Source organism: Paenibacillus sp. FSL R7-0312 (assembly GCF_038004445.1).
GTDB lineage: Bacteria > Bacillota > Bacilli > Paenibacillales > Paenibacillaceae > Paenibacillus_AQ.
Genome location: NZ_JBBORE010000001.1, coordinates 4,950,945 through 4,976,711 on the forward strand (window position 1 = coordinate 4,950,945; position 25,767 = coordinate 4,976,711).

General features: G+C 45.6%; 24 protein-coding genes. 2 read left to right on the forward strand and 22 right to left on the reverse strand.

All coding sequences use genetic code 11. The features are described from left to right. Positions 1–292: 292 nt before the first annotated feature. The 4 genes from MKX70_RS21600 to MKX70_RS21615 are packed head-to-tail and all read right to left on the reverse strand — an operon-like array spanning position 293 to position 2,703. On the reverse strand, positions 293–520 hold the full coding sequence (locus MKX70_RS21600) for a sulfurtransferase TusA family protein (protein WP_042236625.1): 228 nt from the start codon (positions 518–520) through the stop codon (positions 293–295). Between the two features lie 17 nt (positions 521–537). Next, positions 538–1,686 (reverse strand): MBL fold metallo-hydrolase, encoded by a 1,149-nt coding sequence (locus MKX70_RS21605; protein WP_340840699.1) that lies wholly within the window; start codon positions 1,684–1,686, stop codon positions 538–540. A 19-nt stretch (positions 1,687–1,705) separates the two neighbouring features. Continuing rightward, positions 1,706–2,101, reverse strand: a complete 396-nt coding sequence (locus tag MKX70_RS21610) for a DsrE/DsrF/DrsH-like family protein (RefSeq protein ID WP_042236621.1) — start codon at positions 2,099–2,101, stop codon at positions 1,706–1,708. Between the two features lie 35 nt (positions 2,102–2,136). After that, positions 2,137–2,703: a sulfurtransferase TusA family protein gene (locus MKX70_RS21615; protein ID WP_042242596.1), complete on the reverse strand. Its 567-nt coding sequence runs from the start codon at positions 2,701–2,703 to the stop codon at positions 2,137–2,139. A gap of 254 nt (positions 2,704–2,957) precedes the next feature. Here MKX70_RS21615 and MKX70_RS21620 point away from each other — a divergent pair, with 254 nt between their 5' ends. Beyond that, positions 2,958–3,167, forward strand: a complete 210-nt coding sequence (locus tag MKX70_RS21620) for a hypothetical protein (RefSeq protein ID WP_081956545.1) — start codon at positions 2,958–2,960, stop codon at positions 3,165–3,167. An 87-nt stretch (positions 3,168–3,254) separates the two neighbouring features. Here MKX70_RS21620 and MKX70_RS21625 read toward each other — a convergent pair whose 3' ends face one another. The 12 genes from MKX70_RS21625 to MKX70_RS21680 all read right to left on the reverse strand — a co-directional run bounded on the left by MKX70_RS21625 (position 3,255) and on the right by MKX70_RS21680 (position 15,198). Further along, positions 3,255–3,473 carry an SHOCT domain-containing protein gene (locus tag MKX70_RS21625; RefSeq protein ID WP_052416427.1) on the reverse strand — a complete coding sequence of 73 codons (219 nt, stop codon included), beginning with the start codon at positions 3,471–3,473 and terminating at the stop codon, positions 3,255–3,257. Between the two features lie 21 nt (positions 3,474–3,494). After that, positions 3,495–4,847: a sensor histidine kinase gene (locus tag MKX70_RS21630; RefSeq protein ID WP_340840700.1), complete on the reverse strand. Its 1,353-nt coding sequence runs from the start codon at positions 4,845–4,847 to the stop codon at positions 3,495–3,497. Further along, positions 4,840–5,544: a response regulator transcription factor gene (locus MKX70_RS21635; protein ID WP_042236616.1), complete on the reverse strand. Its 705-nt coding sequence runs from the start codon at positions 5,542–5,544 to the stop codon at positions 4,840–4,842. The genes MKX70_RS21630 and MKX70_RS21635 overlap by 8 nt, the downstream gene beginning before the upstream one ends. A gap of 66 nt (positions 5,545–5,610) precedes the next feature. Further along, on the reverse strand, positions 5,611–5,871 hold the full coding sequence (locus MKX70_RS21640; protein ID WP_340840702.1) for an FAD/FMN-containing dehydrogenase: 261 nt from the start codon (positions 5,869–5,871) through the stop codon (positions 5,611–5,613). Positions 5,872–6,530: 659 nt separating this feature from the next. Further along, on the reverse strand, positions 6,531–8,840 hold the full coding sequence (locus tag MKX70_RS21645; RefSeq protein WP_340840703.1) for an ABC transporter permease: 2,310 nt from the start codon (positions 8,838–8,840) through the stop codon (positions 6,531–6,533). Next, on the reverse strand, positions 8,834–9,535 hold the full coding sequence (locus tag MKX70_RS21650; RefSeq protein ID WP_340790197.1) for an ABC transporter ATP-binding protein: 702 nt from the start codon (positions 9,533–9,535) through the stop codon (positions 8,834–8,836). Before MKX70_RS21650 ends, MKX70_RS21645 begins: the two co-directional genes overlap by 7 nt. Before the next feature lie 21 nt (positions 9,536–9,556). Continuing rightward, complete coding sequence (locus MKX70_RS21655; RefSeq protein WP_340840704.1) at positions 9,557–13,438, reverse strand: AMP-binding protein; 3,882 nt, start codon at positions 13,436–13,438, stop codon at positions 9,557–9,559. After that, positions 13,359–13,805, reverse strand: coding sequence for a 4'-phosphopantetheinyl transferase family protein (locus MKX70_RS21660; RefSeq protein ID WP_042236609.1), 447 nt, complete (start codon positions 13,803–13,805; stop codon positions 13,359–13,361). The genes MKX70_RS21655 and MKX70_RS21660 overlap by 80 nt, the downstream gene beginning before the upstream one ends. 458 nt (positions 13,806–14,263) lie before the next feature. Then, positions 14,264–14,566, reverse strand: a complete 303-nt coding sequence (locus MKX70_RS21665; RefSeq protein WP_197072934.1) for a MazG-like family protein — start codon at positions 14,564–14,566, stop codon at positions 14,264–14,266. Positions 14,567–14,672: 106 nt separating this feature from the next. Beyond that, the gene (locus MKX70_RS21670; protein WP_231637899.1) at positions 14,673–14,852 is read right to left on the reverse strand and encodes an aldehyde dehydrogenase family protein; all 180 of its coding nucleotides are present in this window, start codon (positions 14,850–14,852) and stop codon (positions 14,673–14,675) included. Continuing rightward, positions 14,786–14,929 (reverse strand): MerR family DNA-binding transcriptional regulator, encoded by a 144-nt coding sequence (locus MKX70_RS21675; protein WP_081956543.1) that lies wholly within the window; start codon positions 14,927–14,929, stop codon positions 14,786–14,788. Before MKX70_RS21675 ends, MKX70_RS21670 begins: the two co-directional genes overlap by 67 nt. Positions 14,930–14,946: 17 nt before the next feature. Next, the gene (locus tag MKX70_RS21680) at positions 14,947–15,198 is read right to left on the reverse strand and encodes a hypothetical protein (RefSeq protein WP_042236606.1); all 252 of its coding nucleotides are present in this window, start codon (positions 15,196–15,198) and stop codon (positions 14,947–14,949) included. A 196-nt stretch (positions 15,199–15,394) separates the two neighbouring features. Between MKX70_RS21680 and MKX70_RS21685 the strand changes: the two genes are divergently transcribed. Further along, the gene (locus tag MKX70_RS21685) at positions 15,395–16,612 is read left to right on the forward strand and encodes an NAD(P)/FAD-dependent oxidoreductase (RefSeq protein WP_042236604.1); all 1,218 of its coding nucleotides are present in this window, start codon (positions 15,395–15,397) and stop codon (positions 16,610–16,612) included. A gap of 333 nt (positions 16,613–16,945) precedes the next feature. On the opposite strand, the gene MKX70_RS21690 is transcribed toward MKX70_RS21685, so the two are convergent. From MKX70_RS21690 to MKX70_RS21715, 6 genes are all read right to left on the reverse strand, one after another. Then, on the reverse strand, positions 16,946–18,823 hold the full coding sequence (locus MKX70_RS21690) for a beta-L-arabinofuranosidase domain-containing protein (protein WP_042236602.1): 1,878 nt from the start codon (positions 18,821–18,823) through the stop codon (positions 16,946–16,948). A gap of 319 nt (positions 18,824–19,142) precedes the next feature. After that, a complete protein-coding gene (locus MKX70_RS21695) occupies positions 19,143–20,390 on the reverse strand; it encodes an MFS transporter (RefSeq protein ID WP_042236600.1) in 1,248 nt (415 codons plus the stop codon). A gap of 241 nt (positions 20,391–20,631) precedes the next feature. Continuing rightward, entirely contained in the window at positions 20,632–21,627 is a 996-nt protein-coding gene (locus tag MKX70_RS21700; RefSeq protein WP_042236598.1) for an alpha/beta hydrolase, read from the reverse strand. A gap of 608 nt (positions 21,628–22,235) precedes the next feature. After that, a complete protein-coding gene (locus tag MKX70_RS21705; protein WP_442950521.1) occupies positions 22,236–23,039 on the reverse strand; it encodes a phosphoenolpyruvate hydrolase family protein in 804 nt (267 codons plus the stop codon). A 46-nt stretch (positions 23,040–23,085) separates the two neighbouring features. After that, a complete protein-coding gene (locus MKX70_RS21710; RefSeq protein ID WP_042236594.1) occupies positions 23,086–24,306 on the reverse strand; it encodes a Tm-1-like ATP-binding domain-containing protein in 1,221 nt (406 codons plus the stop codon). A gap of 108 nt (positions 24,307–24,414) precedes the next feature. Further along, the gene (locus MKX70_RS21715) at positions 24,415–25,614 is read right to left on the reverse strand and encodes a phosphoenolpyruvate hydrolase family protein (protein WP_042236591.1); all 1,200 of its coding nucleotides are present in this window, start codon (positions 25,612–25,614) and stop codon (positions 24,415–24,417) included. Positions 25,615–25,767: the final 153 nt, after the last annotated feature.

The window sequence follows — 25,767 nt, forward strand, 5'->3', positions numbered from 1 at the left end:
GGTAAAGAAGAAAAAATAAAATTGTATACGAATCAGAAATAGGCGGGTATAATATTACCAAGTAACTTAATGCGAAATGAGTGATTAAACATGTTTAGCGTGTTGAAATCTCTTTTTGAAGATAAGTGTCCAGTATGCAGCGATAAATTGAATGCCCATAGTAATGCTGCCTGCTGTACCAAGATATGTCCCAAAGGTCATTATAAGGAGGAGAGCTATGGCTCTCTTGGTGTAAGATTTGTCTATGACGGCTTGAAATAAGCGAACACGCTCGTGCGTGTTCGCTTATTTTCTAAATCTTCTTTACAAAGAACTTATAGATACCATTTTCTTCTTCATATTTAATAAGCTCGTGTTTGGTTTGTTTGACCCATGCCTGAAAGTCATTGATAGAACCTTTGTCCGTTGATTGTACTTCCATGATTTGACTAGTTGTAAGACTGTCCAAAGCTTTTTTTGCTTTTACGATCGGCATTGGACAAGCTAATCCTTTTGTATCGACCACAAGATCTACTTGCATGTTATTAAATCCTCCTTTTATTTATCGTGAACGGCACAGCGGTTTGGACCAATTTCCATCTCTTGCTGCTCTTCTTCACTTGGTGTCATTTTACCCATGTTCGTTTGACGGATTTCTTGGTAGGCATTCGGTTGAGGTGGAAGGTTTTCCGTTACAGTGCTCCGGAATGCCTCTTCATCTTGAATATTCAGACCTGGATTCTTACCAAAGAGTTCCGACAATTTCGCCATTACTTTTCCTCCATGCCCAAGTTCGGATACTTTTCCGAAATGTGCAGGAAGAACGATTAAGTCCTGCGATAGTTCTCTGTAACGCTTATAGAGCGTTTCACGAAGGTCGCCGACCCAGTCTTCAGCTTTGCCGGCCAAATCAGGACGTCCGATCGATTCGATGAACAAGATGTCACCGGTCAACAGGAATTTTTCGTCTACGATAAATGAGGTGCTGCCGATGGTGTGACCCGGTGAATAGACCGGCTCAATCCGAATCATTGTATTTCCAACAATAATATCCTGTCCTTCTTCCAATTTCTCATACGAAAAAGTCACTTCTTCAGCATCCTTGGGTGGCAACCAATAGGTGCCTCCGGTCTGTTCCGCCAATTTCCGGCCGCCTGAGATATGATCGGCATGAAGGTGGGTATCTAAGGTATGCTTGATCGTCGCACCTTGGCTTTTCGCAAATTCTTCGAAGACTTCTGTCATCCGGAGTGTATCCACTACGGCCGCTTCACCGCTTGAAACAATCATATAAGACAAGCATCCTTTACCAATTCGAACAAATTGGTAGAGCGCCCCCCCACCCTTCAAATCACTGATCTTGACAGGCTCCAGATGCTCACTCCATGATTTCATTCCGCCTTCAAGATAGTGCACATTACCTCTTCCCGCCTGGACAATCTGCTCAGCCACGAATTTAGATGAACCCTCCTTGGCACATACGACAAGGATCTTTTTACCATTTGGAATTTGATCAAGTGCAGGATCCACACCGTCCAGCAGTTCGAAATATGGGATATTGATGACATCAATCATTTCCCCTTCAATTTTCCAGTCATTAAAATCGCTCTCATTACGAACGTCCAGAATAAACAGTTCTTCCTTGGCCAGAACCAATCTTGTAAGTTCCCTGGCTGTCATTACACTTAATGCTTGTGTAGCTTCCATGTATCGGTTCCTCCTTTGATTAGAATGTTAATGAGACATTGGCATCCTTCGCGAAATCCAGGAATGTCACTGCGCCTCCGACTTCGATTCCTTCGATAAAATCTTCTTTCTGTAAATTCATTACATCCATAGTCATCTGGCAGGCAATGATTTTGACGCCCATCTCCTGTGCCATTTCAACCAGTTCAGGAATGGATGGGACGTTGGCATTTTTAAATCCTTCGGCAAAATGCTCCCGTCCTGCCGGCAATGGCAGCTGGTGATGAGCCTGTTTGTGAATCAAATTCAAACCCTCGAAGGTGAAGAAGATTGCTACTTCGGCATCGGTTGCCGCAGAAGCTGTTGCAATATTGAACACTTTATAGGCATCGAACAAACCACCGTTACTTGCGATAATTGCTACCTTTGTACTCATTAAGTTAAAACCTCCATTTAATGTTTAGTATTGTTTTAGTTTTTTTCTGTTGGTCCTGTCCATTCGGACATGCCAGATTCAACATTGTATACATTACTGAAGTCGTTCGCAGCTAGCAGTTGACATGCCAGATCACTACGTGCTCCAGTCCGGCAAATAACATAGATACTATCTTCTCGTCTGAGTTCATTCAAACGATTCTCCAGTTCACCGAGAGGAATGGAAAATGCGCCTGGAACTCGATCAAATGCATATTCAGCAGGTTCACGAACATCGAGAACTATCACTTTCTCACCACTCGCCAGTTTTTTCTCAAGCTCTTCATTAGAGATAACTTGCATATATTTTTTTTGCTCCTTAATCTCATCCGGGCTGGCTTTGCGAAGATAGTGCTTGAGCACGTTATCCTCTTCAATGGTTCCCAAATATTGATGTCCGGTATTCTTTGCCCATCCCTTAATATCGGCGAGAGAACCCTTATCGGTGGCTTGAACTTCGATGACCTGACCCGCTTCAAGCTGGTCCATCGCTTTCTTGGTTTTCACGATCGGCATCGGGCATGCCAGTCCTTTGCAATCCAGTGATTGATCTGCTTTAATCATTGGCAATTTCAGAACCTCCTTGAAGTAATTGATCTGGATGATATTATTTAATACGTATACCCGTATGGGTATATGCATGAACAAATCATAATTGTGTTGAACCCGTTTGTCAATAGTGTTAGTGATATAACGTTTTGATGAATCGAGGTAATTTCTCAGTCAATGGACAAACAATTTGAAAGCTATGCTCAGGCAGCTGAATTATTAAAGGCTCTAGCCCATCCGGTTAGATTATGTTTAGGGGGAGAATACATATGAATAAAAAAGTATTGATCGTAGGTGGAGTAACAGGAGGCGCTTCAGCGGCAGCTCGTTTGCGCAGATTGGATGAAGAAGCACATATTGTGATGTTTGAACGGGACCCATATTTGTCCCGCAACAGTCTTGTTCAGTTGAGACGAAGCTTGTTGACGGTACTATCGAGGCTTACCTCCGCAAAGGAAATATCAATGATGCGAGCATAAGTAAGTCCTAGCAGGCGACTTAAAAAGAATTATTCACAAAAAAAAGAATCTGCTACTTCTGTGGCAGATTCTTTCTTTGTGATCCTCTCAATCCCGCAAAATGCTCTTCATCCGGTAATATTCTTCCTCCGTGATTTCACCTCTTGCAAAGCGTTCATCCAAGATTCTTCCTGGAGTATTGTCAATAAATCGTGAGTTCCCATCTCCCCTAACCCATTTTAACACCAAATAGATTACACCTACGATCAGCAAGAAATTGACGACTAATCCAAATATTCCGAATCCAGAGCCATAACCCATCATCATTTTCTCTCATCCTTTCATGAATTATCGAATTAATGGAAGACGAACACGAACGGTAGTTCCTTTTTCTATCTCACTTTCAACATGAATAGAACCGGCATGAGCATCAACTATGGCTTTAACAACCGCAAGTCCTATTCCGGCTCCGCCAGTTTTCCGGTTCCTTGATTTCTCTCCGCGGTAAAAACGTTCAAAGATATAGGGGAGTTCATCTTTAGATATTCCCATTCCGGTATCGGAAACGATAACGACGCCTTCTGCTTTCTCTTTTAACACTTCAATATGAACACTTCCAGAACTCGTGTATTTGAAAGCATTGCTTATCAGATTCACAAAAACCTGAAGGAGGCGCGAACGGTCCCCACTGATCCAAACGTCACTTTTATTTATCAGGTCATATGAAAGTCTTTCGTGCCCAAACTGGCTGGATACCGAATTTAAAGAATCACCAACGATTTCGTTAAGTGAGACGATCTCCGTCATAAGCTGAACCATTGGATTCTCTACAGCAGCCAGATTTTCCAAATCACTGATGAGCCTGACAAGTCGCAGGACTTGATCATGGCACACTTGTAGTTTATCCGGCGTCGGTTCCCAAATGCCATCCTGAAAGGCTTCCAAATGGCTTTGAATTGTAGTTAAGGGTGTTCGCAGCTCATGTGCCACATCAGCGGTCAGTGATTTCCTTAATTGTTCTTGCTTCTCCAATCCATCAGCCAAATGATTGAGTGTACGTCCCACGTCATCAATTTCTGTATTCTGATTTAACATTTCAACCCGGGAGCTGAGATCCCCCTCCCTCATTTTCGAAGCGATCTCTTTAATCTCTAGGAGAGGTTGGCTAATGCTCTTGGCCATATACCGGCTGAACAGATACGTCCCGACAATTACGAGTATCATTGCAGCCCATAATAAGGTATAAAACATTCTCAGAAATTGCTGATTCAGACTTTGCGACGTTTCTTTTACTGGTAGAAATTCCAATGTTCCTACTTGCTGATTTCCTTTTACGATTGTTTTTATAATGGTGTCTTGTGCAGACTGGAAATTCACTTGTATCTGCCTGCCCATTTGACTAGTATCCCAAATCAGGCGACGGTCTTGATCATAAACACGAACCATATAATCACTAATCATTGCTTGGTGCGAAATGGTCATCCAAACGTTTGTATTCCAGTGGCCGGTAGACACATTATAAGCGTCTTCTAAATCGTCCAGTAAACTTTGTATTTCTGTCTGCTGCTGGTTCTTCTGATATTGGTTAAACGAGATATTCATTACCAAGTTCACAAGTAAGACAATAGATAGAAGCGCAGCAAGGGCCACACCGACATGGGAAATAAGAAGCTTTCTGCTCAATCCGCCTCTATTAGACATCTTGACTCACCAAGAATTTATACCCCACTCCAAATACAGTGCCAATAAAAACAGGGTGTTTAGGATCATCGCCAATTTTTTGTCTAATATTCTTAATATGAACATCGATGGTCCGCTCGAATCCTTCATAGGTATCACCCTGAGTAAGGTTAACAAGTTCAAGGCGTGAGAACACTCTCTTCGGATGCTTCGCTAAAATTTCAAGTAACTTGAACTCCATAAGGGTAAAAGATACTGGCTCCTCGTGAATTCTCACCTCATAACGTTCCAAATCCATAGTTAAATCGCCTTGGGCATAAGACAGCAGTGACATATTCCCCAATTGAGGCTGAATGGTTCTTCTTAATAGACTAATCACCCGAGCGAGCAGCTCTCTTGGGCTGAATGGTTTAGTAATATAATCATCGGCTCCAATCATGAGCCCATTCACCATATCATCCTCACTGCTTTTTGCAGTCAACATGAGGATCGGGACGTTCGATGATTTGCGTACCATTCTGCATACTTCCTCTCCAGTCATGTCTGGAAGCATCAAATCCAGCACGATCAGATCGGGCTTTAAGGTTTCAAAAAGATGAATCGCGCCTCTTCCTGTATCAGCTTCGTACACAATATATTTATTCTTTTCCAAATAAGCCTTAATAACCTGCAAAATATTTTCTTCATCATCCACCACTAAAATTTTCACGAACTTCATCACCTACTTTGTTGTTAAAATGAGACAGACCTCATATCAATGAGGTCTTATCTTATCATGATCGGATTAGAAGTTCATCATACCCCTGCTATATTGAGAATTTTGCATCATTCCTGACATTCCCGTCCCGCTTGAAGTACTGCGATTTTCATGCATTTTCTTGATTTGTTCCTCTGACAGGTTGGGGTGCATTTCTTTTGCGAAAGGCAGCATTTTCTCAAAAAAGCCGCTGTCGTTATAATCATTGTTTGCTGCTGCGTAAGCGCCAGCGGTTCCAATCCCCATAACAAGTACCAATGCCGATAATCCAATCCAAAGTTTTTTCATTTGTATCTCCTCCTTATAGTTACACTATATACTGTAGTTATGAAGAACCAATTTGCAGCTTATGAAGAAGTTATGAAGATGATCTCTCGATAGCTAAGCCAGTCAATCATGTTTTTCTAACTACACAGTGAATATTCCTCGCGCTACCTTGCTACAATCAGAGCTACTGCTTAATGACCACAAATTCAACAGAAAACCCGCGCTGGGCGCGGGTTCAAATAGGACTATGTTCTTGTCCACCGACATGACAATACCTTTCGTTCGGTTCCTCATAAACAAAGCTAAAGTCCACCAACTCGTCCATGCGTTGCAGCAAGTTATCTTTTGGAATGAGTATATTGTACAGCTCGATATACGGGCTCAAGATAAAGCTTTGCTGCTCATGAAGCATGAAGACCACCAGCCTTTGAATGTGATCCTTTCAGTATATCGAAAAAAGAGACATCCTTTGTGTAGAATGTCTCTTAAAGATCTTAATGGACTTTTTCAGTGGCCTCCTTTATATTCGGGTTCTCTGCGAAACACATATCCTCCAAGTTACTCGTTCCTAATACCGTTAGGTTTATTCCAAGTGTCTAATTAACGTGGGAAATAGCACAGGAGAAAAAAAGGCTGTTATCCTAACCTCTCTTCAGTTGAAGAGTTCGCCGCTCCCCCTGCTATTCCACACTTTTTAACGCCCCTACCATATGAATCTTTTGAACTCGGGAGAGTACAATCATATTAACAGCAACCGCAATGACTACAGTAAACAGGATGGATAGAAAAATACTGTTATTCAGAATGACCGCACTGAAATCCAGTTCATCCCCCATACCCGCTTTTGCAAAAATCATCCGATGAAGTTCAAATCCCGCTGGAATGCCAATTACAATGCCGATAAGTGAAAAGATACTATTCTCCATCACCACAAAACCCCTTAATTCCTTCGGGTGAAAGCCGAGCACCAGCAATGTGGCCAAATCACGCTCGCGTTCCGCAAAATTAAGCATTCCCAGATTATATAAAACGATAAAGGCCAATACTGCCGCCGCAGCGATCATCATGACAGACAACGATAATGTGCTGTTCATACTGGTCATAAAATCCCTCGATTGATCGTCCGTTGCTACAGTTCTGGATACGATTCCTTCCGGCAATGGGGCAGAACCCGATCCGCTTAATATCGCTGTCGGTCTAAATGATAACCCTTTGGCTTGCCACGCCTCCCGGCTTACATAAACGCCTTGACCGATATTAACCTTCGCAATATCTGCCACTTCAAAATAGACGGATTGTTCAGGAGCGATCCGCACATGAATCTTGTCACCGACCTTGAGATGATAAATGTCCGCGGTTTTTTGTGTAATTAACGCACCGTCAGCTGTCAGGTCCAGCCTGCGCGCAGTTGAATCAAAGAAATGGATGAATTGAGAATGATCCTCCAGAACATGGATCGTTCCCATCTTCTTCTTACTGTCCGAGGACAAGACAAGCACTGTTTCAAGAATAGGCTCTGTCTGTTTCTGCTCCTGGAGTGATTGCAGGACTTCCTCTGAGATCCCGTCTTTAAGATAATGCTTAGTTTCATACAGATAGGTTTTTCCATATACAGAAGCAGCAACATTTTTGATCGTATCCCTCATGCCCAATGCGGTTAACAGAAGCGCCGTACAGCCTAAAACCCCTATGATGGTCATGAACAAGCGGATCTTATTGCGGAACATTTGTCTTAGAATCAACCTATACGAAGCGCTTAACCCGCCCCACCATGATTTGAACCGTTCCACAGCAATATGGCTTCCATTCTGGGCCAGCTTGGGTCTCAATAGGGCCGCGGGCTGCTCTTTCTCTGTTTGTAAACAGACGTACAAGGTAGCCAGCACTGTACTGCTAACCGCCAGCACAATAATCGCAACCACTTTCGGCCAATAGAGAATGATATGCGCGTCTGGAAGGACAAACAGCTCCTCAAAGAAATCCCATACCCTACCAGGAATCACCTTCCATCCGATAATTATTCCAAGGACTGAGCCTATGATACTAATCCATATTCCGTATGAAATATAATGGACAGCAATTTGTGTTCTTGTATAACCCATCGCTTTCAGCAACCCGATTTGCTGTCTTTGATTGTTCATCAGACGGATCATCGTGGTGAAGGTCATTAATATGACTACGGCGAAGAATACAAATGGAAAAAGATTTCCGATGGATTGGTATTGGGCAACCTTTTGCTTGATGGACATATCATTTCTGGTTTCAAGTCTGGTCACACTGCCAACTAGCTTGTTATCGAGCATGCCGCTAATCTCATTCTTCAACTGTTCATCGTCGGTGCCGCTCGCTGTAGTAATGAGCAGTTCATTGTACAGCTGGGATTGCCCGGTAATCTGCACGGTGTCCTGTGGCCTTACGGCAATAAATCCATATTGCTTATGGTCGGGAATAACCGCTGTCGCGTCAGAGGTTGTATAGATATACGCGGCACTTGTGCAGAGACCGGCAATTCGGAAGCTTGCTTCCCGGTCTTGCAGCTGCAGGGTAATGGGATCTCCTATGGCAATATGATTAGCCTTGGCAAAACTGAAGTCCAGCAGCGCCTCACCTTCCTGCAACTCACCTGCACCTTCTTGAACTGTGAACGTGCTGATCTCACCTGATTCCATTCCGTTCAGCTCCAGCTTGGCCTCAGGGAGATTGGCAACATTCACCTGAAGGTTCAGCCTTCTTTCGGCATTCTCTACCCCATCAATTAGCCGAACCTTATTAACATCTTCTTCACTAATGATACTGGAAAATATTTGTATATCCGAAAGGTTATTATCTGCTGAAATTGTTGCCGTGTATTCTTCCAAACTTCTCCATGTACTGTCAAGTCCAATAAATACTGCGACGCCGAGTGTTAACATAATAATGATGGACAGGAATTGAATCTTAGCGCCCTGAACATCCCGAATCAGCTTCTTATTTAAACTGGATTTCACCATACCAGTTCCTCCAGGCCAAGCGGCCGGGACTCAGTAACTGTCTCTTTTATTGCTCCATTATGCATATGAATCGTTTTTTGCGCCGCTTTGGCAATTTCAGCATTATGGGTCACAATAATTAGCGTCTGTCCCAGTTGAGTAGACACCTCCCATAATACCTGCATGACTTGCTTGCCTGTCACGGAATCAAGCGCTCCGGTAGGCTCATCGCACAGAATTAATTTCGGATTTTTGGCCAGTGCTCTGGCGATGGCTACCCGCTGTTGTTCACCTCCGGAGAGCTGGCTCGGAAAATTGTTCATGCGGTGACCAAGGCCAACCTTGGTCAGAACTTCTCTGGGGTCCAGCGGATTTAAGCATACCTGGGAAGCTAAAGACACATTTTCAAGAGCGGTTAAATTCGGCACCAAATTATAAAACTGAAAGACAAAACCAACCTGATTCCGTCTGTAATCAGTTAACTCGCGACGGTTGTATGAAGAAATACTTGTGCCGTCTATGATGATATTACCGCCTGAGCAGAGATCCATGCCGCCGAGCAGATTAAGAATCGTTGTTTTCCCTGCCCCGCTCGGTCCTAATATCACTGTAAACTCTTGTCTGTGAATAGATAAATTCACATCGTCTACCGCTTTGACTATGACCTCACCCGATTGATACGTCTTGGATACATGTTGAAATTGAATATATGGAATGATAATCACCCTCTACATTTATTAAGATACACTTGCGGGGGCGGGTACCAGCATTCTATTGATCACCGCCGCAAGCTCCTCCACATGGTCAGCATCGAAAATTGTCGTGTGATCCCCCTCAACATGCTCTTCCTTCCAAATGCCCGTACTGTGATTGGACCAATCCTGATAACTCGCTACCGCCTCATCCAAAGCGCCCACATATAGCATGGGAATAGTTATCTGCTGTTCATTGCTGTAACGAAATCTGGTATCCTCAAAGCTTCTGAATAGATTTATATAATAAATCAATTCTCTTGGCTTGTTGCTGCCAAAGAAAGGAATCAACCGGGCTAATTCCGGCGGGACGATTGAGATCAGCCGAGGCATAAGCTCAGGGCGTTCCTCCAGCAGTGAAATGACCTCATTCCATAGCTCAGATGTACTCCCAATACCTTCTGGAAGCCTCAAGCCCATAGACCGTTCCACAAAAAGCTGTTCCGCTTCAAGTGAGAAATGAAAGGTGTCTACTTCCTCGTTAACAGGCGGCATTGAGTTAATTAAGAGCAGATTCCGAATGTCTGTGTTTCTCTTAGCCATTTCGAACGCGATAGCTCCTCCTATGCACCATCCACCCAAATAATCGACAGAGCCCAAGGAATGTATCACTTCATCATATTGCTGTGCCAATTCATCCAGACGGACCATTCTTGGAGCAACATCCCGGTAATTTTTCTCGAATTTTATTGCATACACGTTGTAATCCGGATTCAATCTCAGCGAGAGCTGGTTGTATATCGCCACCTCGCCGCTTCCCGCATGAATCAGCACCACATTCTTGTCTGTTCTGCCTTTAGTCAACGGCACCAGCTGCCTGTGAAGCAGCCGTTCTGGTTGACCCATCGTTCCCCTGCGTTCACCTAGCATTTTTGCCATCTCGCTTAATGAGAAATGATTGAGTAAATCTTCCACAGAAAGCTTTACTTGATAGATGCGCTGAATTTCATGTAGCAGTTCCGGCAACTTGATGGAATCCCCTCCAGCGTCAAAAAAATTCTCATATACATGATTCAGTTCCTCAGCCTCCGGACCGATAATACTTCTCCATAACTCCAGCAAATGTTGTTCACCCGAATGGAGCGGTATGTCCTGAATATTCCCGAACCAGTTCTCAAGCTGTTTCGTGTCAACCTTGCCGTTTACATTTAAAGGGATACTCTCGACCTTAATAAAGGTGGTTGGAATCATATAATCCGGTAACAGCCGATGCAGCCTATCCCGCATTGCAGTAGCAGTCAATGCTTCACCACCATGAGTGGTATATACAGCGATCAGCGAACTTTTGTTTTTATTCGTTTTGACAAATACTTTGGATTGATGCACTTCGCTCAGCTGATTAACGGCATTCGCGATTTCAATCAAATCGATCCGGTACCCGTTAATCTTCAATTCAAATTGTATTCGGCCAACGATTTCAATGTAATCATCACCGGACATAAACCCTTTGTCGCCCGTTCTATAAAGCCTGCCTAGGCTTGGATGCATGAAGAAGGCCTCTTCGGTCTTCTCCGGATCCAAATAACCGTTCGCCAACCCTTCACCGCCGATACAGATCTCACCATAGGTGAAGTCATCTGCTAACCGGTTTTGCTTATCCAGAACGTATATGCTTTGATTTGCCAAAGGATATCCATAAGGGATTTTCGGTTTGTCGATACCAGTCGTAAGCGGATAATAGATGGACCAGATCGATGCTTCTGTCGCTCCCCCCAAACTAAGAATCTGTAAATCCTTTCGTTTAAAGGCACCCTGTATATCTTTGACAATCTGCACCGGAATGAAATCTCCGCTCATCAATATACAACGCATCTGATGAACCCTGCTGTCCAGCGTTTGAATGAGCATCTGCACAAGCCCCGGCGTTGAGTTCCATAGCGTTACCTCGGGCATGTAAACTCTATGTTCCTTAAACTCATGAATTCCCTTGCACAAAATGGTTTTGCAGCCTGTCATTAGTGGGGATAAAATATCAAATACAGATAAATCAAAAGAGAGCTCGGAAATATTAAATATCACATCTGCTGCCTCAACCTCTAAGCGTTCATGCAAATCATAGATGGTATTAAGCGCTGCCTTTTCATTGATGCTTATTCCTTTTGGCTTGCCTGTCGTTCCCGAGGTGAAAATTACATAGAGTTCGTCTTCGGCAACTTCTTCGGTAACTGCTGCCGGAACATAGATGACTTCACCGTCCCTTATCTGCAGCTCATTATGGATAGAGCTCGTTATATAGTTAATCCTCTCTTCTGGAAGTTCCGGATTTACAAAGCAGAATGAATCTCCGGATTTGATTACTGCCAGCATTTCAGCCATGGCAGGAACCCCTTTTGACGTAAGAATAGCAACACGGATCTTGGATAGCCGTTGTGCAGCTTTAAGCTTCATTATCCTGTTGACTATGATCTCACTGTTCCTATCCAGCTCTTCAAACGTCAGCGTCCGGTGCAGATCGGCAAAGGCTGCACGGTAAGGCTGACGCTTCAAGGTCTCTTCAAAGGCTTCCACAATCCGCCTGTGCTTCAGTGGCCTTATTGCTTTTTGGTTAAACTGCCTATACCTTTTTTCTGTTTTTTCATCCCGCTGTTGCTCCAAAGCTACGAGCACGCCATCTTCCTCACTCTGTAATGCGCGCAGAGAATGAATAAAACCTGTGAACATCGCAGCGATAAGTGAAGGCTCGAAAATTCGACTTAAATAATCCCAACTGACATTCAATTCACCATTGATCAGCTTTAGCTGGCAATCCAGATACACCTGAGGCGTCTCCGATATCCAGTAATGAAGCTTGAATAAGGAATCAAAGTTCGGAAAGTCGAAGAGCATAGAGGTAAACACATACGGCATTTGGCTGGAACGATTGCTTTTCTTGGCTAACTCTCTTAAGACCTCAACGCCTTCAAACGACGAATATCTGAAGGATTCATTGATAGTCCGCTGTAATTTTTGCACATTAGCCTGCAGGGAAACTTTGGGGTCTATGTTGGTTTTGATCAGGCTGGTGCTGGTGAAATCACCAATGACGCTTAAATATTGTTCTTTACGGGGTCTTTTGAAAGTGGTCATATTCAGGGTGAATTCCTTGTTCGCTGACCATCGCTGCAGTACAGAGGCGTAGAGTGCCAGAAAAACCGTGTTCAGAGACAACCCCAGCTTACCTGCAATGGCGTTCATACATAAATATTCATTCTCGGAGAAGCTGTATTCCAGCCTTTGGAAGTCGCTTTCCAGAAGCTGTTCGGAGTTCAGATGAAGCTCAGGTGCTTCCGGGAGCACATTCATTTCCCTTAACCAGTATTCTTTGCCTTTGTTGTATCTAACAGAGGCCTTCTCCTCATGATAGCTCTGATTGATGAAGATCAAACGATCCGACATATCCTCCAGACTGTAGTTAGAGTCCTCATACAAGCACCTCCACTGGTCAAACAGCTGAAACACACTGAGCCCGTCCGCTATTAACAGATCAAGACTAAAGAAGAGATAATATTGGTTCAACCCTGACTCCATACATTTAATGGTGAAAAACGGGAAGCTCGCGGAGCTGTAAAGTTTGTGAGATAATTCACTTCTATTCTGTTCAATAAATCGTTTCTTATATTCCTGGCTGCAGCCGGCTGCGTGCTCAACAGGAATATCATAGTGAAAGGGGGGATTGATCTGAAAAGACTGCAGGTCGAGAACCGAAGCTCTAAGCATCGGCTGGTTAATGATCAGTTCATTAAAAGCTTCGTTTAGTCGGCGCATGTCTCCGGTAAACTCCAATTCAAGATAGATATGAGTGCCCGTCTTACCGCGAAAGGTCTCGTTTCTGCCTAATAAATAAGCTTTCTGAACCTCGGTCATCATAATGTTCATGTTCCGCAACATCCTCTTTTAAATTAATTTTTGAGAAACATTCTTGGATCATTTCCACCGAAACAGCTATCGCCAGCTCATCCGTAAGCCACGATTGAATCGTTAAAGTATGATAGTCCCGGTGCTCAGCCATAAATAACAAATCATCAAACGGATGAATATGTATTTGTGTAAAGTCTATGTCTACTCCTCTAAGCAAATATTTCGCATAGGCCTCCTTCATTGTCCAGATCTGCAGCAAATCCATTCCATGATCCAGCAGACTCCCAAAGTAATGGGCGCCTGATATTTCTGATTTAGTTCTCATGATCGATTTCATTTCCGACCTTAGCGGACGATGTTTGAAATTGATAATTTTAAGCTCAAGCTGTATATTCACCCCTCCTAAATTCACATGTTCATATGAATACTTGAACATATGTATACTCACAACATCATATTAGCTCCATATTTTTCCTATGTCAATACTTTACACTTATTATTTATCCTTCCACATCTGAGGATAATTCCTCTCCCCATATGTACAGGCCTTGAATTCAGATAAGAATCTTAATTGTTGATATTCACCATTTAAACAACGAAAATCCTTTCCTTTTCATCCCGAAGGATATGGGGAAGGTTTACGCATCCTCTATCTGTTGAAAGCGCTATAAATCCTCCTGAAATCTAAAGCTTCTCCAATAGTTTTCTCCCCAGGCTTCTTGAATAATAACCTTCATAGATATCAAATTTAACAGGTTGAGAAGATAGTTAGCCATTTTATCCCTAACTAAAAGGCCCGCGAAAGATCGCGGGCCTTAAGCAATACTTCATGAATGCACTCCTTCTGGCTTGAGATTATTCCTTCACTTTTACAAGCACTCCATCTCTATTCTCATAGATCCTTTTTTCATTTTTTTCGATCTTTTTCATAATCTCTTCTTCCAAGTTAATCCCCAGAATCTCAGAGAGTCCAATTAGGTAAATGGCAACGTCCGCCAATTCTTCACCGAGGTCGTCTTTCTTTTTTCGGTAAGCTTCGCAGGCTTCAGATAGTTCCCCTTGGATCAGACAAAATTCTTGATAAATATCTGTAACATTAAACCCCTTCTCGATCTTATTCTGATACACTATTTTTTGAAGTTGTACTAAATCAATCATTGAATTCTCTCCTATTCCGTAGTTTATTGATTCAACCCCATATGCTTGCGTAAATGCACTAGCGGCGACATGGGCTGGATTCGCTGGTCATCGGTGATATTCTCAGTTATTGTATCGTATCGTGACCCAAAATGGTTTTGGGTTCTACATACTCTTGCAGGCCATATACGCCGAATTCCCTGCCAATCCCGGATTGCTTGAATCCACCGAATTTCATTCTCAATCCAAATCCTCTTGTTCGAATATCCTGTTGCCATGCTCGTCCCGCGTGATATGCGGCAGCAATCCTTCGTTCTCATAATAACGGATCGTATGCGCTGGACACCCGAGCCTATCCGATGCTTCTGTAATGGAGAATGACATGATTTCACTCCTCTAGGTCAAAATCGTTGCTGACATTGTACTACTCCGTCTTGACTTTTATCAAGCAAAGTTTCCTGTGTAGAGCTGCGAACAAATCGGGGATTGCGTATAATATCGTCCACATAATTATGGAGCGGCAGCATGACTGCTTGGTTCATAAGCAATTGCTCCGCTTTGGCATACAACTCAACCTGCTTCGCGGTGTCGAAGGTCTGCTCTGCCTGCTTCACGTACTGGTCGTACGCCAGCAATTCCTTGGCCTTGCTCAAATTCGCCTGATTGTAGGCGGCATAACGTTCCGGTCCACGGTCAATGCCAGCCCCTAACGGACATTGAGGTTGGTGAGAGGCTTCTACTTGTTTAACAAGATCGTCAATCAGTTCAAGGGTACCTCAGGACGTGAATCAGACAGCAGTAATGTGACCATACTAAGCGTCGAAATATGAATAAGGGAGAGCGACTGATATGGATCTGCAGAGTGGTAAATTGTACTGGCCCACAACGCTGGTTAATCCTCCTTCTTACCCTAAGCTGGAAGAGGATATCGCTTGTGATGTGCTGATTATTGGTGCGGGCAGCTCGGGCGCCCAATGTGCAAGTATCCTTAGCGAGCAGGGGATGAGCGTCGTTGTTGTGGACAAAAGAAAAGCTGGGGAAGGCAGCACCAGCGCCAATACAGCTTTGATTCAATACGCCGGAGAGAAAAGCTTTGTATCGCTGAGTCATTCCTTTGGCGAAGAAGCCGCTGCGCGTCATCTTAAACTATGTGAGCAGTCGATTAATGACATAGAGCAAGTAAGCCGGCAGTTACCCATTGATCCGGATTTCATCAGACGGGACAGCCTGTATTATGCAAGCTATAAGGAAGATGTCTCTGCTTTGGCCGAAGAACATGCACTCCTGCAGAAGCACGGGTTCAAAGTGGATCTATTGGATGCGCAGCATATATCCGGCCTGTATCCTTTTCAGAAGGAAGCGGCGCTGTACTACTATGAGGATGCTGAGATGAACCCGCTCAAATTTGTATATGGGCTTCTTGAGAAGGCCAGGTCTCAGGGAGGAATGATCTATGAGGATACGGAAATAACAGGAAGACGTTTCGAACAGGATTATGCCTTGTTTTATACCAAAGAACACCGCGAGATCCGGGCCAGACATGTTATTATTGCAGCCGGTTATGAAGACAGCGACTTCAAAACTGAAAAAAATGCTACACTGGCTAGTTCCTATGCTGTCATTACCAAGCCGGTCGCCGATCTTTCAAGCTGGCCTAAAAGAACATTAATATGGGAGACCGCACGCCCATATGTATATATGCGAACTACCCCGGATAACCGGATCATTATTGGAGGAATGGATAAAGATACTACTTTCGCCGAGACAAGGGATTCTAGAATCCCGGCAAGCAGAGACAAACTTCTTGAAGCCTTTAACGCGCTCTTCCCGGATATACCGGCTCAGCCGGAATACTATTTCGGAGCTTTTTACGGAGGAACACATGATGGTCTGCCTGTCATCGGCCGGTATGATGGCTATCCTCATTGTTATATCCTTATGGCTTATGGGGATAACGGAACGGTATATAACGGTGTTCTGGCCAAAATTGTGTCGGACATGATACTAAAGGGGGCCAGCCCGGATCTGGACCTCTACCTGCAGAGCAGACCCCTGGTTCACCGATAACTTATCAGTTGTCCAGCCGGTTGACGAAGGCATATACAAAGAAATCGCTCCTTTGGAAATGGTTTGGTGGTGCCTCCATTTTACCAAAGTGAGCGATTTCTATTTAGTTTAATTCCCTTTATATCGAAAAAAGCTTGGCGTCGTTGCTTACACTTTTGTACTCGTAAATGTACGAGTATAACAGGCTCTTTTTGCTGTTCCTTTCTATGCAATGGTGCACTTCGGACTCGGACTGTGGGTATTGCCTTTGAGATTGTGAAGCTGCATAGAGCAGCATTGACCGTCAGCGATACCCCCTGGCGGAGGTGCCAAATTTATTATTACGCTGAATCTTTAAGAAATAGGCGTATTAACTTTTTTTACCGTAAAGTACACCTGATACGGTTCATAACCTATATCCCGGATTCTTCTCAGCTGAATTCCCGGGTCCTGGTTAGCAGTCTTGAAGAAATAACGCCAGCTGCCCCACTCCCGTTCATTCTCCATGATGATTTCAGAGGACACATCCTCTGACGGTGTGAACAGAATCCGTTCGTTCTCGCAGATTCCGGCCAGCACTTCAGGACCAAACCGGAAGGCTCCGGTCTGTTCATCGTCCGGCAGAGGAATGAAGCGGATGCCGACCGGCAGAATGATGCTGATCCGGTCGCCGTCCTTCCAATTCCGCATGATACTATAGAAGGCATTGTGATCCGCAGATTTCCCGTGAAGCTGATCGTTCACATAGATAACGGCTTCCGACATGATCCAGTCAGGTATGCGTAAATGGATGGCAAATGCTTGGGCAGAGGCGGTATGGACTACGAAATCATATTTTTTATAATCAGGCAGGTTCTCGTGAAGTGCAGTAATCTCATTCAATTCCTGTTGTCCTGCGGTGTTCGAGGAGTCCAGCATGCTTCCGCTCATGTAATCCTGCGATTGCTGAATCCGGACGCTCTCTCCGCCCAGCACCGTGGTCAGCTCAGAACGGAAATACTGGCATACATAGACATCGTTCTGATCCTGATAATAAATCCCTCTGTTCAATGCTGCATTGGCTTGTACCATCGTTCCGTGACAGCAGAAGAAGCTATCGGTCTCCGAACTCCAATCCTTCCGCAGGCCTGCCTTCATCGGCAGGAAATAAGTGAGTAGTCCTGATCCGGGATTATTATGCTTATTGCCGGTCAGATGATATTCCTGGTAATAGGCTTGAGCCATAATTCCGTTATACATATTGTATTCGATATACTGCGCATAGGCCGGATGGGAAGTATGCCGGAACAGAAACTCAGCCAGACGAATCATGTTATACACTGTGCAGTGTTCCTGATTCTTATCCCCGAGGCGGGCCTTGATCTTCATCTTAGGCATCCACACTTCACCTGCCGTATTCCCGCCAGTTGCCAGCGTTCCCCGCTCTGAGACCGCACATTTCCAGTAGGCCGTGACAATGTCCATCCATCTCTGCTCGCCGGTAACCTCGTAAGCTCTGGCACAGCCGAGTACCTCAGGAATGGTAGTGTTGGCATGCATGTTGGTCAACGGGTCCTTGTTCTCCAGTAACGGGCGGAACAGTCTGCTGCGGTAATAACGCTCCAGCAAGGTCTTGTATTTATCATTTCCTGTAATATGAAGCAGGTCCGCCCAGGCTTCAAGCATTCCGCCTGTCTCCATGTCGAGAATATCATCGAATTTCTCTCTGGTGAAGGTACTGCTCCACTCCAAGAACCAGTCCGCGAAGCGATCGGCTATCTCAAGCGCCTTCTGACTGCCGGTGAACTGGTACATATCCACAAGTCCCATGAATAATTTATGGATATTATACTGCGGAGCCCATATCGCTTTGCCTTGAGCAACCCAATGTAAATATTTCTCCGGAATAGGCGCTGCCCATTGTCCACCGTTGTCCTTCTGGCATTCGGCCAGCTCGTCCAGGATGAGATCCGCTTTGAGTTTGAGTTCAAGATCACCGGTCTCATGAAACCGCATAGCTGCGGCAGACAGCCAATGTCCAAGGAAATGCCCCCGGATCTGACAGACGGGCGTCTCCCATCCACCATGTGCATCCTCTGGAATATCTCTGCCATCATATCTGCCTGCTTCGACTTTATAGTTAAACAGGAGATTATCATTCGTCAGTTTCATTAAATACCGCCGGTTTGCTTCTTCCCTGCGTTTCAGATCATTATCATGAAGAACGACGTTCTTGCCCTTAAGTTCTCTCACTGCTGCAGCCCCTTAATATACTGACATTGATTTTACAATGAAAGTATATAGCAGCGCTTCCATCAATCCAATGATTAATCCTAATATAAAGTTGATCCATACTGAGTAATAAACTGAAAGCCGGTGTTAAATAATTGCTGAATTCCCTTTCTTCAACTAATGGCCTTAGTTAGCCCCATTAAAAAAAGGAACAGTTCTTCTAGTCACTGAAGTGACTTGAAGAACTGTTCCTTTCAGGTAAAACCAGCCAGTCGGGCAACACGTAATATAGAAATAAGTGTACGACTGACGCCAGGCTGATCCAATTACCATGATGAGGCTATGCTTCTTGTGCAGCAGGAGCAAGATCCGGCGCTTTTTGATTCATGATCGGCAGCATCACCAGTGCGCCGAGGAGAAATAATACACCTGCTCCGCTAAAGATCGTGCTGAGTGAAAAGGAATTCTTAAGCGCACCCGCGAAGGACATGGACACAACCATCATCCCGACAAACATCGGATTCAGCACTCCGTTGACCCGGCCGACAATGGAGGTATGTGACCACTTCAGAATCATTGTACTGATTCCGATATGGATGCAAGGGAAAACAAGCCCATTTAGAAACTGGATGGTCAGCGTGAGCGGAATACTTGTCGAGAACCCGACAATCGTGGTACAAATGGCGCCTGTCAGCATGCCTATCGCCAAGAGAAGCTGAGGCGGAACCTTTTTGGCGAAGACGGCTACTATGCCTCCCCCGATCAGCATGGCGGCTCCATTCACCATCAGCATGTACTGGAGGAACTCCTCATTTCGGCCCAGCCGCTCTGTTACGATAAACAGATTGAGCGCTTGGGCTACTCCAACCGAAAGTCCAGCCAGAATAAACGCGAGTCCGAGCATCCGCAGTACCTGGCTCTGCCAGACATACCGGAAGCCCTCGATGAAGTCTTTGCGGAATTGGCCTTTGGCCGCGACTGTCCCGGCTGCCATTTGGTCCTCAGGCAGACGAACAAGGACGAGTGCAGACAGCAGAAAGACCACGCCCATTACAGCGATCGAGGTCTCAAGACCGAATGTGCTGTACACGAAAGTGCCCAGCATCGGCCCAAGCACCATGAAGATGGCCATCAGCGATTGGAAGAGCGCCATGCCCTGCTGCAGCTGTTCTTCCGGCACATGATACTTGAACAACCGCATGCTGGAAGGCTGGGAGAACTGGGACAGAATGGCCGAGATGAAAGCGACCAGGTAGACGGATTCCCAAGAACCGAAGTGAATGCTCATCAGAACGGCGAACACCGATACTGCAGACAGTGAATCACACCAGATCATGGTCCGCTTCGGCCGCCAGCGGTCGGCAAAGGTACCTCCGATGAATGAAAACACAAAAATTGGCGCGAATTCAGCTACGCTGATCAGGGAAATAGCGTAGGGATCATTGTTGGTTCTGTCCGCAACATAGAGAAGAATAGCAAAATTACGCACCCAGATGCCAATCTGCAGCAGCACGCTTGATAAAAGAATCGTCTGCAGGAACCGGTTATGGAGCAGGCTTGGCGGTTTTGCGCTTGTTTCATGTCTCATCAATCTAATTAACCCCCTATTGATCCATAAAGTACACTCATGCTCATTCCAGGCAGGGTTCTCCTTTCCCTTCCTAATTATACGGACTAGACCCGGATCCATAAAGAGTTTCGCAAAGAAATAGGAATGCTAAATTTTCTATAGGAGTAGAATCCTACAGCTTATTCAATGGTTACTCGCAGGCAAAAAACTGCAGCACCAGATCGGCACTGCAGTTTCATCAGGAGTCATCCTATTCGGCTTACTTCAATTGAATTTGCTTCATGTACTCCTTGAATTCCTCGGAGATTTCTTTGTATTTCGTATGATGCAGGTAATGTGAGCCATCCATCGGAATCATTTTGCCCTGTGCCGATAGTTTGACTTGCTCCTCATGCAGCGGAATCCACTGTTCATGGTCCTTGTTATTGGATTGAACAAAGAGCAATATCGGCAAGTCACTAGGGTAGGTGAGCTGTTCACCATTTTTGAAATTAGAACCGAGGTGACTGAGCTCATTCATCAGTGTTGGATTATTCGCAACCTGGTTGGAAATCAAGCGCATCTGTTCTTTGGTATGCTCATCGTAATCAAGGGATTTATACAAATCTCCGCCGAATTGTTTGAGCAACCGCATCAGACCTGAATCTTGCGCGAACTGCATGGCTTTCAAAGGTAATTTAACATCCATGCCCGGCTGATTGGGAACACTGCTGTCGATACCGACAAAAGCCTGAACTTCATCCGGATAGGCTTTTACATACGACACCCCGTACAGCCCCGTGATGGAGTGTCCCATCAGAATGTAACGCTTAAGACCCAATTGCTGCACAGCCTCATGAATTTCACTGATAATGTTCTCGGTAGTTCTTTCTTTATCCGTCTCATCGCTGAGGCCATAGCCGAAAGGCTCGATCGCCACTATTTTGTAATCGGGGGCCAATTCATCAATCACCAGCTTGAAATCAAGCACAGGCGACGGGGTGCCTTGCCCCGGAAGGAGAACGATCGTCTGCTCACCGCTGCCTTGAATCAGCACATTCATATTTTTTCCGTCTACATTGACGAACTGGCCGTACGATTCGATTTTCTTCTTCTCGGACCCGTTAATGATCGCATTCGCAACAAATGTAATGCCCAAGAACAGCACGAGCGCCCCGATAAAACCTCCAATTATTTTTAGCCATAATTTCCGTTTCTTACGGCTCTTGATCCCGCTTTTTGGTGTTGGCGTTGCTACTGTGTCTGCCACGTTCATCTTCTCCTGTCCTTGTATCTGTATAGCCGCATTGACGACATACCTGAAGTATAGTCAAGCAACATGTCCTCTTCATGACGGCAATATGAACGGAGTATGAACTGAAGATGATAAGGTTGATATTGAACGGGAAGAGTACATTCGGCCGGAGGAAGAAACTGCGTGTATAGGGTAAGGTAAATATAGGAGCATCGGCTCCGGGTTTGAGTCAAAAAAAGGGCCTGTCCTGAGTCATGAAATGACTTTTTGGGGACAGCCCCCTGTTTTTCATGTGTGTGGATCTACCCTTTGGGTATGCCGGATGATATAGAGAGCAGAAATAATTGGATTTTCTACACTTGCTGATGAGCGAATGACCCCTGCTTAATCAAGAGGTGGAAAAACAGCACTTAAATCATTCCGTTTCACCCAAAGTAGTGGAAGTCATCAATATTAGTTGCTGTTTTTCCACTTGCTTCCTTGAATCGCCAAGAAAGTGATGAATTAAGATACGTTTGTCTACTTGCTTGTTGCAGGACTTTCCGTCCGGCAGTTGAAGGCGATCTATAAACGGTATTTACCGCCGCGCTACGAGACAGCCTCTCTTCTGCAACGACTGGTATCCGTAGTTATTGCCGAATTGACTTGAAGGACTCGGTCTGCTGGGTAATGCCCTTCTCTGCCGCAAAGCGCTCAATGCTCGACGCGCCGAAGAACCCATCGATGCCCTTCGTTCTCTGAATGACATAAGCGGCATCCTCCGGCTCTGCAATCGGTCCGCCGTGGCAAATAATCATGATGTCCGGATTCACCGCCCGGCCTGCTTTAATAATAGCCTCAATTCGTTCTACACAGTCGTCCAGGGTCAATGCTGTTTTGGCACCGATCGTGCCTTTGGTCGTCAAGCCCATATGGGCAACCAGAATGTCAGCTCCCGCCTCCGCCATAGCTTTGGCCTGTACAGGATCGAAGACATACGGGGTAGTCAGTAAATCCAGCTCATGGGCAATACGGATCATTTCAACTTCCAGGTCGTACCCCATACCGGTTTCTTCCAGATTTTGTCTAAATACCCCATCAATCAAGCCTACTGTAGGGAAGTTCTGAACACCGCTGAAGCCCTGCTCCTTCAATTGCTTCAGATATACCTCCATGACCCTGAACGGATCGGTGCCGCATACCCCTGCCAGAACAGGTGTATGCTTGACAACGGGCAGCACCTCAGCGCCCATATCAACAACGATCTGATTGGCATCTCCATAGGACAGCAAACCTGCGAGTGAACCGCGGCCTGCCATTCTGTAACGGCCGGAATTATATATAATCAGCATATCCGCTCCGCCTGCTTCACTGCTCTTGGCCGTAATCCCTGTGCCGGCCCCGACACCGAGGAGAATCTTGCCCAACTCCACCTCTTTCTTGAATTTTGCCATAATTTCTGTTCTGCTTAGCTTGTTCATTCGTATATCCTCCTAATAGTTATTCAGGAATTGATGTATGCATGAGTTCGATCAGCTTGAGTGCTGCAGCCTTTGCAAAGGCCGGATCGTTGATGGCGCAATCCATCTCAATGACTTCAACCCTTGTGCGGTCAACATGCTGGCGCAGGGTATGGAATAACATCCGGTCCTCCTCCGGTCCGTAGAAGGGCTGCCCCTCCACATCAATTGCGGAAATGCCCCTAAGCGGCAGTATCAGCACGGTGCTCTCTTCGGCCATGTTCAGCTTCTCTGCCAGCTTCCTTCCGATCTGTTCATTCTCCGCCACTGTCGTTCTCATCAGGGTAACGGTCGGATTATGCTGGTAAAAGGTATGATCCTTGAATTTCTCCGGCACGGTATCTGCCGGTCCAAAATTGCACATATCCAAAGCGCCTACCGAAACGACCTGTGGAATGCGCTTGCGTCCTGCAGCCTCCAACCGGTGCGGCCCCGCATTCAAGACACCGCCGATGATCTCATCCGCCCACTCGGTTGTCGTCAAGTCGAGTACCCCTTCAATGAAACCCGCCTCGATGAGCGCCTCCATTGATTGTCCCCCGATACCTGTGGCGTGGAACACAAGCACCTCGTAGCCCCGTTCCTCCAGGTATTTTCTTGCCGCTGTCACACAGGGCGTTGTTACTCCGAACATCGTGGCTGCCACTAGCGGTTTCTTCTCCGGTGTATGCGTATGCTCAAATTTGAGCATTCCCGCCATCGCAAATAATGCGTTTGTGAATATTGCCGTGGAAATCGAATTCAAGCCTGCGACATCCACCACAGAGGGAATCATGATAATATCGCTTGTGCCTACGTATGGAGCTGTATTTCCGGATGCAACGGTTGATACCAATACCTTCGGAACGCCAATTGGCAGGGCTCGCATAGCCGGAGCGACTAGTGAGGTTCCGCCGGTACCCCCAAAGGATATGATACCGTCGAATTTCCCCTGCTTGTACAACTGGGGGATCAGCTTCTCCAATCCTTGGGATAGCAGCTCTGTAGCCAAAGCCCGGTCCTTCCTTGCTGCAAGCTCCTCTATGTCCTTACCAGCAGCGTACGCGATCTCCCGGTTAGACACATCCGGAACAAAGGCCGGCTCGAACACGCCCGTATGGATCATCAGGGTCCCCAGCCCAAGCTCTTCGGCAATCCTCTTGATGTATAGATACTCCTCACCTTTCGTATCAAACGTTCCAGCTATTGCGATGGTCTTCATTCTGCAGCCTCCTCATATGGATCATCTAGAACAGTGCTCAATCCCGGTAGCCGAGCGCTATAGACTAATCATACGGGGCTTACTTAAGGATGAAAACGCTTTTATGTACTATATTTTTGTGTTTAAGTTAGATCTGTACTGCTTGGGAGAGCAGCCCTTCAGCTTTTTAAACATTTTGCTGAATTGGGCATAATCCGGATACCCTGCCATCGCGGCCACCTCGGATAATTGAAGCTGCGGTGCCTGGAGCAGCGTTGCAGCTTTATTGATGCGGAAGCTCACCAGGTAGCTCTGAAAGCTGCAGCCCACCTCTTTTTTAAACAAGCTGCTTAAATAACTGCGCGATACATGAGCTACCTTGGCCAGATCCGCAAAAACAACTTCATCGCTGTAGTTATGTGCGACATACTCTTTGACAAACTCCACGTAATCATAATGCCTCGTGATGCCGCTGAGCATTTTGACCATGAAATCATCCTCATTCAGCTTGCCCAGTCGCTTGAAATCGCGGGTAATTGCGGTAATCGACTGCTCGGATGGAATCCGTTCAAAGGCAGAGCCGCCAATGTAGCCCATAATATCTGTGTTATTGCTGTACATGTACTGGACGTCGACGGGCGTCTTCACCGGACCACCGTAAATCATCTTAATTACATCTGGCTTAAGCTGCCCGCAGGCAGCAAAGATGCGCAGCGCCTTAGCTTTGGCTGCCTCTAAGGAGACAACCTTCCGCGCCCCTACTAATCCGCCTTCGGTCAGGCCGAGATGAGCACAGATTACATCTGCCCCCGCCTCGAGCATCTGGACCGCCTGGGACTCGTCAAATACGAAGGCCACCGTAAACAGCTCCTGCCGATGGGCCAGGCATATGGCCTCAACCTCCTTGTCATAGCTGATTCCGTCTTCCTCCAGGGCCTCTCTGAACAATCCGTCCATCAGGCCGACTGTCGGATAATTATTGACTCCCGCAAAGCCTTTGTCCTTGATATCCATTATATAATCAGCTATTTCTCTAGTGGGATCATTCGCATTCAGCCCGAAGAGCACGGGAGTATGCCTCACCAGCGGCACGATTTCCCTTGACCCGAAGTCCATCACCATATCATTGCTGTTGCAGAACGGTAAAAAGCCTGCAAGAGAGCTTCTCCCCATTTGGCGGAACTTGCCGGAGTTCAGCATTAATATAAAGTCCGCTCCACTCTGGGCGGCAACCTTGGCTGTAATCCCCGTACCTGTCGAGACACCAATGATATGATTACCCTCGTGCAGTTGTGATTGCAGGTTCTCCAGTATGGCTGTTCTGTTCAAGCTCTATCGCTCCTCATCTCTTCAGATTCCTCAATCTTAACCATCTTATATAAAAGAAAAAGCCAACCTGCTACTGAGAGCGCTTCAATCCTGTATCTTCTATTATAACAATGTAAAGGAGCTGAAAAACCACAACCCGCAAAGTTACTTTTG

Excerpts from the sequence above, each read along its gene's own strand:
- MKX70_RS21600 (WP_042236625.1), bottom strand. The coding sequence starts at position 520 with ATGCAAGTAGATCTTGTGGTCGATACAAAAGGATTAGCTTGTCCAATG.
- MKX70_RS21685 (WP_042236604.1), top strand. The coding sequence starts at position 15,395 with ATGGATCTGCAGAGTGGTAAATTGTACTGGCCCACAACGCTGGTTAAT.
- MKX70_RS21610 (WP_042236621.1), bottom strand. The coding sequence starts at position 2,101 with ATGAGTACAAAGGTAGCAATTATCGCAAGTAACGGTGGTTTGTTCGAT.
- MKX70_RS21635 (WP_042236616.1), bottom strand. The coding sequence starts at position 5,544 with ATGAAGTTCGTGAAAATTTTAGTGGTGGATGATGAAGAAAATATTTTG.
- MKX70_RS21605 (WP_340840699.1), bottom strand. The coding sequence starts at position 1,686 with ATGGAAGCTACACAAGCATTAAGTGTAATGACAGCCAGGGAACTTACA.
- MKX70_RS21675 (WP_081956543.1), bottom strand. The coding sequence starts at position 14,929 with ATGTCATTCTCCATTACAGAAGCATCGGATAGGCTCGGGTGTCCAGCG.
- MKX70_RS21615 (WP_042242596.1), bottom strand. The coding sequence starts at position 2,703 with ATGATTAAAGCAGATCAATCACTGGATTGCAAAGGACTGGCATGCCCG.
- MKX70_RS21695 (WP_042236600.1), bottom strand. The coding sequence starts at position 20,390 with ATGAGACATGAAACAAGCGCAAAACCGCCAAGCCTGCTCCATAACCGG.
- MKX70_RS21625 (WP_052416427.1), bottom strand. The coding sequence starts at position 3,473 with ATGATGATGGGTTATGGCTCTGGATTCGGAATATTTGGATTAGTCGTC.
- MKX70_RS21645 (WP_340840703.1), bottom strand. The coding sequence starts at position 8,840 with ATGGTGAAATCCAGTTTAAATAAGAAGCTGATTCGGGATGTTCAGGGC.
- MKX70_RS21655 (WP_340840704.1), bottom strand. The coding sequence starts at position 13,438 with ATGTTGCGGAACATGAACATTATGATGACCGAGGTTCAGAAAGCTTAT.
- MKX70_RS21705 (WP_442950521.1), bottom strand. The coding sequence starts at position 23,039 with ATGGCAAAATTCAAGAAAGAGGTGGAGTTGGGCAAGATTCTCCTCGGT.
- MKX70_RS21630 (WP_340840700.1), bottom strand. The coding sequence starts at position 4,847 with ATGTCTAATAGAGGCGGATTGAGCAGAAAGCTTCTTATTTCCCATGTC.
- MKX70_RS21700 (WP_042236598.1), bottom strand. The coding sequence starts at position 21,627 with ATGAACGTGGCAGACACAGTAGCAACGCCAACACCAAAAAGCGGGATC.
- MKX70_RS21665 (WP_197072934.1), bottom strand. The coding sequence starts at position 14,566 with ATGATTGATTTAGTACAACTTCAAAAAATAGTGTATCAGAATAAGATC.
- MKX70_RS21640 (WP_340840702.1), bottom strand. The coding sequence starts at position 5,871 with ATGAAAAAACTTTGGATTGGATTATCGGCATTGGTACTTGTTATGGGG.
- MKX70_RS21710 (WP_042236594.1), bottom strand. The coding sequence starts at position 24,306 with ATGAAGACCATCGCAATAGCTGGAACGTTTGATACGAAAGGTGAGGAG.
- MKX70_RS21620 (WP_081956545.1), top strand. The coding sequence starts at position 2,958 with ATGAATAAAAAAGTATTGATCGTAGGTGGAGTAACAGGAGGCGCTTCA.